Here is a 15217-nt window from a genome sequence, read left to right on the forward strand (position 1 = left end):
GGGGGGCCTGCGGGTACCGCCGCCCGCGGGCCGGGGGGGGCCGTGCCGCGGCACGCCCCACCCGCCGCTTCGGTGTCCTGGCGAGGTCCCGCAGCATGTACGGGACCTCGTCGCCCGCCGTCCGGCGCAGCACCGGGACGTCCACCCGGGCCGGGACGACGGCGGCCTCGCCCGCCGCGACGGCCGCGTCGAAGAGCTCCAGGCCCTCGTCGTCCGACAGGGGCACCAGACCGGTGCGGCCGAGCCGGGCCAGGTCCACCTCGCCGAGCCCGCCGAGCATGCTGCCGGAGTCCTCCCACGGCCCCCAGGCCAGGGACACGGCGGGCAGACCCGCGGCCCGGCGGCGGCTCGCCAGCGAGTCCAGGACGACGTTCGCCGCCGCGTAGTTCGCCTGCCCCGCCCCGCCGAGCACCCCGGCCGTCGAGGAGAACAGGACGAACGCGGCCAGGTCCGCGTCCCGGGTGAGCTCGTCGAGACGCAGCGCCGCGTCCGCCTTGGGGCGCAGGACGGTGTCCAGCCGCTCGGGCGTCAGGGACCCGAGGACGCCGTCGTCCAGCACCCCGGCCGTGTGCACGACACCGGTCAGCGGGTGGGCCGCCGGGACCGAGCCGAGCAGGTGCTCCAGCGCGGCGCGGTCGGTGAGGTCGCACGCCGCCACCGTCACCTCGGCTCCCCGTGCGGTGAGGTCCGCCACCAGGCTGTCCGCGCCCGGTGCCCCGGCACCCCGGCGGCCGGCCAGCAGCAGGTGCCGCACGCCGTGCCGCTCCACCAGCCGGCGGGCCACCGCCGAGCCGAGCGCGCCGGTCCCTCCGGTGATCAGCACCGTCCCCTGCGGATCGAATCCCGACGGCACCGTCACGACGACCTTGCCGATGTGCCGTGCCTGGCTGAGGTACCGGAACGCCTCGGCCGCACGGCGGACGTCCCACACGGTCACGGGCGGCAGGCGCAGCACACCGCGCCCGAACAGCCCCATCAGGTCCGCCAGCATCGCCCGGATGCCGTCCGGCCCCGCGTCGACCAGGTCGAACGCCTGATAGCGCACCCCGTCGTACGCGGCCGCGACCACCTCGGGGTCCCGTATGTCGGTCTTGCCCATCTCCAGGAACCGGCCCCCCGCGGCCAGCAGCCGCAAGGACGCGTCGACGAACTCCCCCGCCAGGGAGTCCAGGACGACGTCCACGCCACGGCCCCCGCTGGTGCGCCGGAACTTCTCCTCGAACTCCAGCGTCCTGGACGAGGCGATGTGCCCCTCGTCCAGGCCCATCGCCCGCAGCGCGTCCCACTTCGCCGGACTGGCGGTCGCGTACACCTCGGCGCCCAGGTGCCGGGCCAGCTGGACGGCGGCCGTGCCGACGCCGCCGGCCGCGGCGTGCACCAGCACCGACTGCCCGGGGCGCAGTTTCGCGAGGACGGACAGCGCGTAGTACGCGGTCAGGAAGACGGCCGGCACGGACGCCGCCTGCGGGAACGACCAGCCGTCCGGGATCCTGGCGACCATGCGCTCGTCGGTCACGGCGACCGGGCCGATCGCGCCGAAGACCATGCCGAGGACCCGGTCGCCGGGTGCCACCGACGTGACGGCGGACCCCACCTCCGTGACCACCCCGGCGCCCTCCACCCCGAGCGGCCCGGCCTCTCCCGGGTACATGCCCAGGGCATTCAGCACGTCACGGAAGTTCAGCCCGGCCGCGCGCACCGCCACCCGCACCTGACCGGGGCCCAGCGGCTGTTCGGCCTCCGGGTGAGGGACCAGAGCGAGACCGTCCAGGGTCCCGCCGCCGGAGTCCAGCCGCCAGGCGGGCGCCGCCGGCACGGACAGCGTGTCCTGCGGGCGCAGCCGGACCAGGCGGGGGACCTTGAACTCGCCGTCACGCAGGGCGAGCTGCGGCTCTCCGGAGGCGACGGCCTCGGCCAGCACGCCGTACGAGGCATCCCGCCCGTCCACGTCGGCCAGGACGAACCGGCCGGGGTACTCCGACTGGGCCGTGCGCACCAGACCCCAGACGGCGCTGTGCGCCGGATCCGGCACGTCCTGCGCCTCCACGGCGACAGCACGCTCCGTCATGAGGACCAGCCGGCTGCCGGCGTGCCGCTCGTCGGCCAGCCACGCGTGCACGAGCCCGAGTGCCCGGTGAGCGGCCGACCGCACCGCGTCCGCGTCGTCGGACGCGGGCAGGCCGTCTGCGCGGCAGGGCACCAGCACCGTGTCGGGGACCCGCCCGCCCGCCTCGCCCGCCCGCAACAGCGCGGCCAGGTCCCGGTGCACCCCGGCGGGCGCACCGCCCAGCCGCGCGGCCAGTTCCCCCGCGCCCGCGCCCGCGACCGCCCAGTCCGATGCCGCGCCACGGGCCGTCGGCGCCGCGCGTGTCTCCCAGTCCGTCCGGAACAGCCGGTCGTGCACGGCGCTCCCGGCCCCGTCGATCCGGTCGCGGGACGCCGGGCGCAGCACCAGCGCGTCGGCCGACAGCACGAGCGCGCCCGTCTCGTCCCAGGCCACCACGGAGACCACGTCCTCACCCGCCGGCGCCAGCCGCACGCGCAGGCTCGCGGCGCCGACGGCGTGCCGGGTGACACCGCGCCAGACGAACGGCAGCAGGGCCCGGTCCCAGCCGGGGAGCACGACACCCAGCGCGACCCCGTGCAGGGCCGAGTCGAGCAGCGCGGGGTGCGCGCCGAACTCTTCGGTCCCGGCACCGTCCGGCAGGCCGGCCTCCACGAACAGCTCGTTTCCGCGCCGCCAGGCCGCCCGCAGCCCCTGGAACGCCGGCCCGTACTCCAGGCCGGTCTCCGCCAGCGAGGGGTAGAGCCCGGTGACGTCCACCGCCTCCCCGCCGTGCGGGGGCCACACGGCCAGGTCCTCGGGTGTGGGGGCGCCCGTCCGTGCGAGGACGCCGGTGGCGTGCGGGGTCCACGGCTCGTCGTCCGCCGCGTTGTCCGGCCGGGAACGCACGTCCAGCGACCGCCGTCCGGACTCGTCCACGGCGCCCACCCGCACCCGCAGGTCGACCGCGCCCTGTCCGGGCAGCACGAGAGGCGTGTGGAACGTCAGTTCCTCCACCTGCTCGCAGCCGACCCGTTCCCCGGCGTGCAGGGCCAGTTCGAGGAAGGCGGTGCCGGGAAGCAGCGCCCGGCCGAACACCTGGTGATCGGCGATCCAGCCGTGGCCGGCCGTCGAAAGCCGTCCGGTGAGGACCAGTTCGTCGTCGGCGAGGGACACCACCGCGCCGAGCAGCGGATGACCGGCCGCGGCGAGCCCCGCGGAACCGATGGCGGCCGACGGCGCCGGCGCGTCCATCCAGTAGCGGCGCAGCTGGAAGGCGTAGGTGGGCAGGTCGCACGGCCGTGCGCCGCTCGTGACGTAGAACGCCGTCCAGTCGACCGGGACGCCACGGGTGTGCAGCCGGGCCAGCGCGGTGGTGAGGGCGAGTTCCTCGCCTCGGTCCGAGCGCAGCGCCGGCGCCAGGTCGGCGTCCGGCGCGGTGAGCGTGTCCCGGCCCATGGCCGACAGCACGCCCTCGGGACCCAGTTCCAGGAAGGTGCGGACACCCCCGGCCTCCATGACCCGCAGCGCGTCCGCGAACCGCACGGTCCCCCGGGCGTGCCGGACCCAGTACTCCGGATCGCGGATCTCCTCGTCCGTGATCTCCTCGCCGGTCAGCGCCGACACGACCGGCAGAACGGGAGAGTGGAAGGACAGCCCGCCGACGACCTTGCGGAACTCCGGCAGCATGGCGTCCATGAGCGGCGAGTGGAAGGCGTGGCTGACCGTCAGCTCCTTCGTCTTGCGCCCCTCGGCGGCGAAGTGCGCGGCGACCCGACGCACGGCCCCGGCCTCCCCGGAGACCACCACGGAGGACGGGCCGTTCACCGCGGCCAGGCCGATCAGGTCCGCGTGCCGGGCCACCAGCGGCAGCACCTCCTCCTCGGTCGCCTGGACGGCGACCATGGCGCCGCCCTCCGGCAGGGCCTGCATCAGCCGGCCCCGCGCCGCCACCAGCGCCGCCGCGTCCTCCAGCGAGAACACCCCGGCCACGTGGGCGGCGGCCACCTCACCGATGGAGTGGCCCGCCACCCGGTCCGGGTGGACACCCCAGTGGGCGAGCAGCCGGAAGAGCGCGACCTCCAGCGCGAACAGCGCCGGCTGGGTGTACTCGGTCCGGTCGAGCAGCGCGCCCGCGTCCGGCGCCCCGAACACCACCTCGCGCAGCGGCCGCTCCAGATGCGGGTCCAGCGCCGCGCACACCGCGTCGAACGCCTCTGCGAACACCGGTGAGACCGCGTGGAGTTCACGCCCCATCCCGGCCCGCTGACTGCCCTGGCCGGTGAAGAGGAACCCGAGCTTCCCGGGTGTCACCGTGCCCGGGGCGACCCTCGGATCGGGATGGTCCTCGGCGAGCGCCGCCAGCCCTTGGAGCAGCTCGTCGCCGCTGCCCGCGACGACGGCGGCCCGGTGGGGCAGGGCCGCCCGCGTGGTGGCGAGCGCGTGCCCGACGTCCGCGGGGTCGAGCGGGCCGCGCTCCTCCAGCCAGGCCAGCAGCGCGCGCGCCTGGCCCCGCAAGGCGTCCTGGCTCCGCGCGGACAGCACCCACGGCACCACGCGGAGCGGAGCGGAGGCGGCCGGGGGAAGGGCGGAGTCGGCGGCGGGCGCCTGCTCCAGGATCACGTGGGCGTTGGTGCCGCTGATCCCGAAGGACGACACCCCGGCGCGCCGGGGCCGCCCGGTGTCCGGCCAGTCGACGGCCCGCGTCAGCAGTTCCAGGTGCCCTGCCGACCAGTCCACGTGCGGCGTCGGCTCGTCGACGTGCAGGGTCCGCGGCAGCACGCCGTGCTGCATCGCCAGCACCATCTTGATGACGCCGACGACCCCGGCGGCCGCCTGGGTGTGCCCGACGTTGGACTTCACCGAGCCCAGCCACAGGGGTTCGGCGCGGTCCTGCCCGTACGTGGCCAGGAGCGCCTGCGCCTCGATCGGGTCGCCCAGGGTGGTGGCCGTGCCGTGCGCCTCGACCGCGTCGACGTCCTGCGGGGCCAGCCGCGCGTCCGCCAGCGCCTGCCGGATCACCCGCTGCTGGGAGGGGCCGTTCGGCGCGGCGAGGCCGTTGCTCGCACCGTCCTGGTTCGTCGCGCTGCCGCGCACCACGGCCAGGACCCGGTGGCCGGCCCGCCGGGCATCGGACAGCCGCTCCAGCAGCAGGACACCGACGCCCTCGGACAGCCCCGTGCCGTCCGCCGCCGCCGCGAAGGACCGGCACCGCCCGTCCGCGGACAGCCCGCGCTGCCGGCTGAAGCCCTGCAGCTGGGCGGGCGTGGTCATCACGGTGACACCGCCCGCCAGCGCGAGGGAGCACTCGTCCCGGCGCAGCGCCTGGCACGCCGCGTGGATCGCCACCAGCGACGCCGAACAGGCGGTGTCGACGGTCACCGCGGGGCCTTCCAGGCCGAGCGTGTACGAAATGCGGCCGGAGAGCACGCTCGCCGCCCCCGCGGTCAGGAAATACCCCTCGTACTCCCCGAGGTCGGCCGGCCGGACACGCGTCGCGTAATCCTGGAACGCCGTTCCCAGGAACACGCCCGTGCGGCTGCCGTGCAGCGACGTCGGATCGATTCCGGCCCGCTCCAGCGTTTCCCACGACGTCTGCAGCAGCAGCCGCTGCTGCGGGTCCATGGCCACCGCCTCGCGGGGGCTGATCCCGAAGAACTCCGCGTCGAATCCGGCCAGGTCGGTGAGGAAACCGCCGTGGCGCGTGTAGATGGTGCCGGGCCGGTCCGGGGCCGGGTCGAACAGCGCGTCGAGGTCCCAGCCCCGGTCCGCCGGGAACTCGGACACGGCGTCGCCGCCCGCCGCGATGAGCTGCCAGAACTGCTCCGGGCTGCGCACATCGCCCGGGAGGTGACAGCCCATGGCGACGATGGCGATCAGCTCGTGCCGCGCGGCGGCCAGGTCCTCGTTCTCCCGCCGGAGCCGTTCCGTCTCCTTCATGGACGCGCGCAGGGCGTCGACGATCTTGTCCGGCGAAGTAGCCATGACCCCTCACAGATCGGTTTCCTCGGAAAATCGGTCGTCTCGCGTGCGGTCTCCCGCTCGCCTACTGCTCGCCGAGCATCAGCCGCACCAGATCGTCGACGTCCAGTTCGTCTATGTGCTCTTCCGCCTCCTGGATCTCCCTCGCGCGTTCCCGGTCCCTTTCGCCGGCCGCGGCGGCGGTGTCCGCGGATTCGCCCGCGTCCTGCGGGAAAGCGGTGGCCACCAGGAAATCGGCCAGTTTCTCCAGCGACGGGTGGTCGAACACCACGGTGACCGGCAGGCCCAGGCCGGTGTGGTCCTGGAGCCGGTTGCGCAGTTCCACCGCGATCACGGAGTCGACGCCCAGTTCCTTGAACGGCGAGCGGTCGCCGACCTGGCTCTCGTCGGCGTGTCCGAGGACGGTCGCCACCTGGGCGCGGGCGAGCGCGGCGGTGGCCTCCCTGCGCCGGCCCGGGCTCAGCCCGGCGAGCCGCTCCGTCAGCGTCCCCGCCGCCGGGGCGCCGTCCTGCGGCCTCGTCTCCCGCAGCGCGTCGCGCACCTCGGGCAGTTCGGTGAGCAGCCGGCTCGGCGTCGTCGCGGAGAACGCCGCGAAGAACGTCTCCCAGACCACGTCCGTGATCACCGGTGACGACGTGTCGAGTGCGCGGTGCCGCAGGTGCTCGATCGCCTGCCGCGGTGCCATGAGCCTGATCCCCTGCCGGGCCAGCGCCTTGTCCAGGCCGTCGCGCGATGTCATGCCGCCGCCGTCCCACGGGCCCCAGACCACCGAGGCGGCCACCAGCCCCTGTGCCCGGCGGTGGGCCGCCAGGCCGTCCAGGAAGGCGTTCGCCGCCGCGTACGCGCCGTGGCCCGCGCTGCCCCACAGCGCCGAGACGGACGAGAACAGTACGAACGCGTCCAGGTCCCGGTCGCGCGTGAGGTCGTGCAGGTGCTGCGCGGCGTCGGCCTTGGCCCGCACCACGTCCGCGAAGCGCCGCGGGGTCAGCGAGCCGAGCGGGACGCTCTCGATCGCCCCGGCCGCGTGGACGACCGCCCGGACGCCGGCGCCGTCCGCGTCCAGCGCCGCCAGCAGCCCGGCGAGCATTCCTCGGTCGGCGACGTCGCCGGCCACGATGTCGACCTGGACCCCGAGGCCGGTCAGCTCCGCCTCCAGTTCGACGGCGCCCGCCGCCTCCCGGCCGCTGCGGCTCACCAGCACGAGGCGCTCCGCCCCGTTGTCCGCCAGCCAGCGCGCGGCATGCGCGCCGAGCGCACCGGTGCCGCCGGTGACGAGGACGGTGCCGCGGGGCGTCCACCGCCCCGCGGCGGAGGTGTCCCGCCGGGGCGCGCGCAGCAGCCTGCAGACGTACACCCCCGAGGACCGCAGTGCGAGTTGGTTCTCGCCGTCCGGACCGGCCAGCACGGCGGGCAGCCGCCCGACGACCCTGCTGTCCTCCTGCTCGGGCAGATCCACCAGGCCGCCCCACCGCTGGGGGAACTCCACCGCCGCGACCCGGCCGAGCCCCCAGATCTGGGTCTGCTCGGGCCTGGTCACCGCGTCACCGGCGCCGGCCGTCACCGCACCCCGGGTCACGCACCACAACCGGGCGGACATCCCGGCGTCCCCGAGGGCCTGGACCAGCGTCAGGACGGCGTCCGGGTGCGCGGACGCCGAAGGGAGCACCGGCCCCGCGTCCGGCCCCGGCAGCACCGGCCCCGCGTCCGGCCCCGGCAGCGCCAGCACCCCGGCGGGTTCCGGCCCTTCCGAGGCCACGGACCGCAGCCGTTGCGCCAGCTCCTGGCGGCCGGTCCCCGCCGGCACCACCAGCGAGACCGCCTGCGCGCCGCTCCTGTCCAGGGTCTCCACGACGGCCGCCGTCAGCCGCTCGTGCTCGACGCCTTCAGGGACGACCACCAGCCACCGGCCGGACAGGACGCCCGCCGGAACCTTCGGCAACGGCTGCCAGGCGATCCGGTAGGACCAGGAGTCGGCGGCGGCCTGTTCGCGCTGCCGGCGGCGCCACGCGGTCAGCGCCGGCAGCAGCGCCCGCAGGGCGTCCGGGTCCCCGGCCCCGATCTCGGTGGCCAACTCCTGCTCGTCGCCGCGTTCCACCATGTTCCAGAACCGTCGTTCCGGGTCGTCGCCCGGCACGGCCACTGCCTGCGGGGCGGACGCCGTCAGCCAGTACCGCTGGTGCTGGAAGGCGTAGGTCGGCAGATCGACCCGCGCCGCACCGGACCCGGCGAAGACGGTCCGCCAGTCCACCGAGGCCCCGAGGACGTACGCCTGCGCGAGCGAGGTCAGGAAGCGCCGGGGACCGCCGTCCTCGCGCCGCAACGACCCCACCACCGCACCGGACCCGCCGAACGTCTCGACGGCTTCCTGGGCACCGACACTCAGCACGGGGTGCGGGCTGACCTCGACCAGGAGCGTGTGCCCCTTCTTCAGGGCCGTCCCCATCGCCCGCTCGAACTGGACGGGTTCCCGCAGGTTGCGGTACCAGTACTCGGCGTCCAGCTCACGGGTGTCCAGGAGCTCCCCGCTCACCGTCGAGTAGAAGGGGACGTCGCCGCGCCGGGGCTCGATCCCGCGCAACTCCTCCAGCAGCCGCTCACGGATCGTCTCGACCTGCGCGGAGTGCGCCGCGTAACTCACCGGGATCTGTTTGGCCCGCACGCCCTCGGTGGCGCAGGCGGCCAGCACCTCCTCCAGCGCCCGCTGTTCCCCGGAGACGACCACCGACGACGGCCCGTTGACCACCGCGATGTCCAGGCGCTCGTCCCAGCACGGCAACTGCCGTACCCGCTCGGCCGACAGCGCCACCGACACCATGCCGCCCAGACCGGAGATCTCGGTCAGCGCCCGGCTGCGCAGGGCGACGATCCTCGCGGCGTCCTCCAGCGAGAGCCCACCCGCCACGCAGGCCGCGGCGATCTCGCCCTGGCTGTGCCCGATCACCGCGCTGGGGCGCACGCCGTGGGACTCCCAGAGCCGGGCGAGTGAAACCATCACCGCGAACAGCGCCGGCTGCACCACATCGACCCGCTCCAGCGTCGGCGCGCCGGGGGCGCACCGCAGGACGTCCAGGAGCGACCAGTCCACGACGGATCCGAGCGCCGCGTCGCACGCGTGGATCCGCTCGCGGAACACCGGTGAGGAGTCCATGAGTTCCACCGCCATCCCGGCCCACTGCGCCCCCTGGCCGGGAAAGACGAACACGGTCTCGGCGCCGCTCACCGCGGTGCCGCGCACCACGTTGTCCGAGGGGGTGTCCCGCACCAGCGCGTCCACCGCGGACAGCAGCTCGCGCTCCTCACCGCCGATCAGCACGGCACGGTGCTCGAACGCGGACCGAGTGGTGGCCAGCGACAGCCCGATGTCGGCAGGAGCGAGGTCCTCACGGCCGTCGAGACAGGTCCGCAGGGCGGCAGCCTGGTCGCGCAGGGCCTCGGGCGTCTTCGCCGACAGCGTCCACGGCAGCACGTCCGCCGGTGCCGGGGCCGTTTCCGGGGCCCGGTCGTGGCCGCCGGACGCGCTCGGCGCTTCGGCGGGGGCCTGTTCGAGGATGGTGTGGACGTTCGTTCCGCTGATGCCGAACGAGGAGACAGCCGCCCTGCGCACCCGCTCGCCCTCCGGCCACGGTGCCGCCTCGGTCAGCAGGGCCACCGAGCCCGAGGACCAGTCCACGTGCGGCGTCGGCTCGTCGATGTGCAGGCTGGCGGGCAGCCGCCCGTTGCGCAGAGCCATGACGATCTTGATCACCGAGGCGACTCCGGCGGCCGCCTGAGTGTGGCCGATGTTCGACTTCACCGAGCCGAGCCACAGCGGCCGGTCGCCCGAATGGCCTCGGCCGTAGGCGGCCACCAGGGCCTGCGCCTCGATCGGATCACCCAGCTTCGTGCCGGTGCCGTGCGCCTCCACCGCGTCGACGTCCTGCGGCGTGAGCCGGGCGTCGGCCAGCGCCTGCCGGATCACCCGCTCCTGCGACGGCCCGTTCGGAGCCGTCAGCCCGTTGCTCGCGCCGTCCTGGTTGACCGCCGAACCACGGACGAGCGCCAGGACCGGATGGCCGAGGCGCTGGGCGTCCGACAGACGCTCCAGCACCAGCATGCCCACGCCTTCGCTCCAGCCCGTACCGTCGGCCGACCGGGCGAACGGCTTGCAGCGGCCATCGGGCGCCAGGCCGCGTTGCTGGGCGAACTCCACGAACATGCCCGGCGTCGCCATCACGGTCACCCCGCCGGCCAGTGCCAGCGTGCACTCACCGTGCTGCAGGGACCGGCGCGCCATGTGCAGGGCGGCGAGCGAGGAGGAGCAGGCGGTGTCCACGGTGACCGCGGGGCCCTCCAGACCGAGGGTGTACGCCACCCGCCCCGAGACGACGCTCGCCGTGTTGCCGGTCAGGGCGAAGCCCTGGGTGCCCTCGGCCGGTTCACCCAGTCGGGGCCCGTAGTCCTGCGTCATCGCCCCCGCGAACACGCCGACCTGGCTGCCTCGTAGCGACAGCGGGTCGATCCCCGCCCGCTCCAGCGCCTCCCAGGAGGTCTCCAGCACCAGCCGCTGCTGCGGATCCATCGCCAGCGCCTCACGCGGGCTGATCCCGAAGAACCCCGCGTCGAATGCGGCCGCGTCGTAGAGGAAGCCCCCCTCCCGCGCGTACCGGGCCTCCGGGTTCTCCGGGTCGCGCAGCTCACCGGTGTCCCAGCCGCGGTCGTCGGGAAAGGCGGACACGGCGTCCCTGCCCTCGGACACCAGGCGCCACAGGTCCTCCGGCGAGCGGACCTCCCCGGGGAACCGGCATCCCATGCCCACGATGGCGATCGGCTCGAAATGCGGGGCCGCCACCGGCAGACCGCCGGTGGCCGGCTCCTCGCCCGCCAGCCGGGACTGCAGGAAGCGAGCCAGCTCGTCCGGCGTGGGGTGGTTGTAGATCAAGGTGGGCGCCAGCTGTGCCAGTCCGGTCGCCTCGGCGACGCGGTCGCGGAACTCGACTGCGGTGAGCGAGTCGAACCCCAGCTCCTTGAACGTCCTGCCGCCGTCGACGAGATCGGACGACATGTGCCCGAGTACCGCCGCCACGCTCATCCGCACGAGCTGCGGCATGTCCGCTTCGGCAGCGGCGACGACCGGCTCCGCGGCCGGCGCGACACCGCTCGCCGGATCGAGCACCGCGTCGCCGTGCTGTCCCGCGGCAGGCTCGCCCGGCGCGCCGAGCCAGAAGGAACGGCGCTGGAAGGCGTACGTCGGCAGGTCCGGCCGCGCGTCGGCCCAGCCGGTGAACGGCTCCCAGTCCACCCGCGCGCCGCATGCGAACGCCTCGGCCAGTGCGGTGGCCACCGTGCGGTCCTCCGGCTGGCCCCGGCGCAGCAGCGGGACGATCGCGGCGCCGGACGGTGTCCCCTCGACGGCGAGGCTCTCGCGGATCATCGAGGTCAGGCCCCCGGGGCCCACCTCCAGGTAGTTCGTGACGCCTTCCGACCGCAGGAGACGGACGCCGTCGAAGAAGCGCACGGACGCCCGGATGTGACGGGTCCAGTAGTCCGGCGACCGGAGTTCGTCCGCTGTGGCGAGACGTCCTGTGACGTTGGAGACGACCGGAACCTTCGGGGTGCCGTAGTCCAACCGCGCGGCGACGGCACGGAACTCGTCCAGCACACCGTCCATGTGCGGTGAGTGGAACGCGTGGCTGACCTTGAGCCGCTTGGTCCGGCGGCCCCTCGCCTCGAACTGCGCGGCGACATCGGCGACGGCTCGCGGGTCACCGGAGATCACCGTGGCCCGTGGCCCGTTGACCGCGGCGACCGAGACCTCCTGGTCCAGCCCGGACAGGGCCGCGCGGACCTCCGTCTCGTCGGCCTCCAGCGCCACCATGGCGCCGCCCTCGACGGCCTGCCGCATCAGCCGTCCGCGGGCCGTGACGAGGGTGCAGGCGTCCTCCAGGGAGAACACTCCGGCGACATGGGCCGCGGCGATCTCTCCCACGGAGTGCCCGAGCAGGAAGTCCGGACGCAGCCCGCACCGCTGGAGCAGGCGAGCGAGCGCTACCTCCAGTGCGAACAGCGAGACCTGGGCGAAGTCCGTCCGGTCGAGCAGCGCGGCCTCGGGTGTACCGGGTTCCGCGAAGAGGACATCCTGGAGCCGGTGGGGCAACCGGGTGTCCAGCCGGTCGCACACCTCGTCCATCGCCTCGGAGAACGCCGGAACCGTCGCGTGGAGCCGACGCCCCATCCCGGCACGCTGGCTGCCCTGGCCCGTGAAGAGGAACGCCGTCCCGCCCGCGCCCCGCGCGGAGCCCCGCACCACGTTCGCGGCGGGCACACCGCGCACCAGCGCGTCCAGACCGCTCAGGAAGTCGTCCCGGTCGCTGCCCAGAACCACCGCGCGTTCCTCGAACGCCGTGCGGTGCGCGGCGAGCGAGCCCCCGACGCTCTCCGGATCCAGCCCGGGATACGTGGTGACGTGCTCGCGGAGCCGCTCCGCCTGCGAACGGAGCGCGGCACGGGACCTCCCCGAGACCACCCAGGGCAGCAGCGAGAGACCCTCGGCACGCCGGCCGCCGACGGCTGCGGGGGACACGGCTGCCAGGTGGCGGTCCGAGAGCACCACATGACAGTTCGTGCCGCCCATGCCGAACGAACTGACACCCGCCAGGAACGGCCCGTCGCCACGAGGCCGTCGGCTCAGCGCGGTCTGCACGCGCAGGTTCCACGCCTCGAAGGGGATCCGTGGGTTGGGCGTACGGAAGTTCAGACTCGCCGGAATCTCCTGATGCCTGATGCACAGGACCGTCTTGATGAGCCCGGCGATACCGGCCGCGGCTTCCAGATGCCCGATGTTCGTCTTCACGGACCCCACCAACAGCGGTGTGTCGGCCGTCCGGCCCGAGCCGAACACCGAACCGAGTGCGGCGGCCTCGATCGGATCGCCCTTCTTCGTACCGGTGCCGTGAAGTTCCACGTAGTGCACGCCGGCCGGGTCGACACCCGCCTTCCGGTACGCCGAGCGCAGCACCTCTTCCTGCGCACGGGCCGTGGGCACGGTGAGCCCTTCGCCCGCGCCGTCGTTGTTCATCGCGGTGCCCTCGATGACGCAGTACACGCGGTCGCCGTCGGCGAGCGCGCGGGAGAGGGGCTTGAGGACGACCATCCCGGCGCCCTCGCCGCGGACGTAGCCGTTGGCGCGGGCATCGAAGGTGAAGCACCGGCCGTCGGGAGACAGCCCGCCGAACTTCTCGGAGTACACGGTGCTCTCCGGAGCGAGACCGAGGTTCACCCCGCCTGCCAGCGCGAGGGACGCCTCACCTCGCCGCAGGCTCTCGGCGGCCGTGTGCACGGCCACCAGGGAGGAGGACTGCCCCGTATCGATCACCATGCTGGGCCCGCGCAGATCGAGGGCGTACGACACCCGGTTGGCGATGATGCCGCGATGGACGCCGGTCATGCTGTGCTGGGTGGCCGATCCCGCACCGAGCCGGTGCAGTACGGCGGCGTAGTCGTCCCACATGGCGCCCACGAAGACGCCCGCATCACGGCCTTTCAGGCCGGCCGGCACGATCCCCGCGTCCTCGAACGCCTCCCAGCTCAGCTCGAGGGCGAGCCGCTGCTGCGGATCCATGGCAGCCGCTTCGCGGGGAGAGATGTCGAAGAAGTCCGAATCGAACTGATCGACGTGGTCGAGGAAGCCGCCCGCACCGAAACCGCTTCGGCCCTCCCTCGGTTTTTCTGAAACCGCGCTCACGCCGTCACGGAGCAGCGTCCAATAAGCTGCGGGATTCTCGGCACCGGGAAATCTGCAGGCCATTCCCACGATTGCAATAGGATCGTCGTCGAGACGGTCGCCCTCATAGGGGAACGCCTGGCCGGTACGCATAGAACTCCCAACAGCCGACATCGGAGGAATGTCAAGCGCTATGCCTCGGGTCTGGATTCTGACCTCCGGCTCGGAGCCGGGACTTTCGGCGTGAAGTGGCTCACGGCGAGCGAGGCGCCGGCTGCCTGCCGACCGCCTGACCGCACTGTCCGGCGCACCTGTCCGCGCTGTTCAGCGAACCGCTGTCGCATGCGGGAGATTCGACGGGATCACGTGGAAGTTATTAGACCTGACATGATCCCGCACTGTCCAATAACTAGATTCATGAGGCCGATAAGTTGAGTTATGAGGAATCTGCCGGCTTTCTCTTCATCCAGCCCGGCGCAAGTAAATTGCCCCGTTGACAGAGGCGCTCGCCACTTTGTAGCGTCCCGTTCGGCCAGCGGAGGAAACGTCGGGAGTTCAACGGAAAGAGGTGTCCCAGAAATGACCGAGCAGCATACACCCACCGCGGCGGACGTGGGAAAAATGTACGACCAGTCGACTGGCCTGCTCTCTGAGGTGATGGGGGGAAACATTCACCTGGGGTACTGGCGTGACGGCGACGACGAAGCCTCAGTCGAAGAGGCCACCGACACTTTGACCGACATGGTGGCCGAACGGCTCACACTCGCACCCGGTGCCCGGGTCCTGGATATCGGCTGTGGAAGCGGCAAGCCCGCCGTCCGTATCGCGGGCACATGGGGCGTGCACGTCACGGGTGTCACCATCAGCGCTCAACAGGCGGCCACGGCCGGAGCGCGGCCGGAAGTCGGGGCAGGCGCTGGGCAGGTGTCCTTCCAGCAGGCCGACGGTATGGATCTCCCGTTCGCCGACGCTCACTTCGATCACGTATACGCGATCGAATCGTTCCTTCACATGTCCGATCGTGCCACCGCCATAGCCGAAGCAGCGCGAGTATTGCGTCCTGGCGGCACTCTGGTGGCCGCGAATCCCTATCAGCAAGGTGAGCTGACCCCCCGCGAGGCCGGCATAGTGGCGGACAATCGGAGACTGTTCGAGATTCCTCCGATCGGTGACGCCGACGAATACGCCGGACACATGGCCAAGGCCGGCCTGGAGGTCGTCGAGATGCTGGACATCGGCGAGAACGTCCGACGCAGTCACACGTTGGCCGCGGACCTCATCCGGCAGGCGCGGGGAGCGGACGGCAGTGCCTTCAACGAGGAGCTGTCCCGAGCGGCCGACATCATCGAGCGCTTCGGTGAACTCCCGCAGATCGGCTACGGCCTGATCGTCGCCCGTCGGCCCTGAGCCGCCCGACCGGAAACGGCTTCGGCTGACACGCCGGCCGAAAGGTGTGGCAGCCGGAGGTCGGGCGGGAGGCGCGCCGCGCCTCC

Annotated in this window: 3 protein-coding genes; 1 reads left to right on the plus strand and 2 read right to left on the minus strand. The window is 73.4% G+C overall.

Annotated features, from left to right (window positions below):
- On the minus strand, nucleotides 1–6028 hold a 6028-nt coding region (locus ACFRMQ_RS24905; protein ID WP_380732824.1), incomplete at its 3' end, for an SDR family NAD(P)-dependent oxidoreductase.
- Nucleotides 6029–6089: 61 nt separating this feature from the next.
- Nucleotides 6090–13877, minus strand: coding sequence for a type I polyketide synthase (locus ACFRMQ_RS24910; protein ID WP_380732825.1), 7788 nt, complete (start codon nucleotides 13875–13877; stop codon nucleotides 6090–6092).
- Nucleotides 13878–14303: 426 nt separating this feature from the next.
- On the opposite strand from ACFRMQ_RS24910, the gene ACFRMQ_RS24915 reads away from it, so the two are divergent.
- Nucleotides 14304–15131, plus strand: coding sequence for an SAM-dependent methyltransferase (locus ACFRMQ_RS24915; protein ID WP_380732826.1), 828 nt, complete (start codon nucleotides 14304–14306; stop codon nucleotides 15129–15131).
- Nucleotides 15132–15217: the final 86 nt, after the last annotated feature.

Source organism: Kitasatospora sp. NPDC056783 (assembly GCF_042789895.1).
Lineage (GTDB): Bacteria > Actinomycetota > Actinomycetes > Streptomycetales > Streptomycetaceae > Kitasatospora.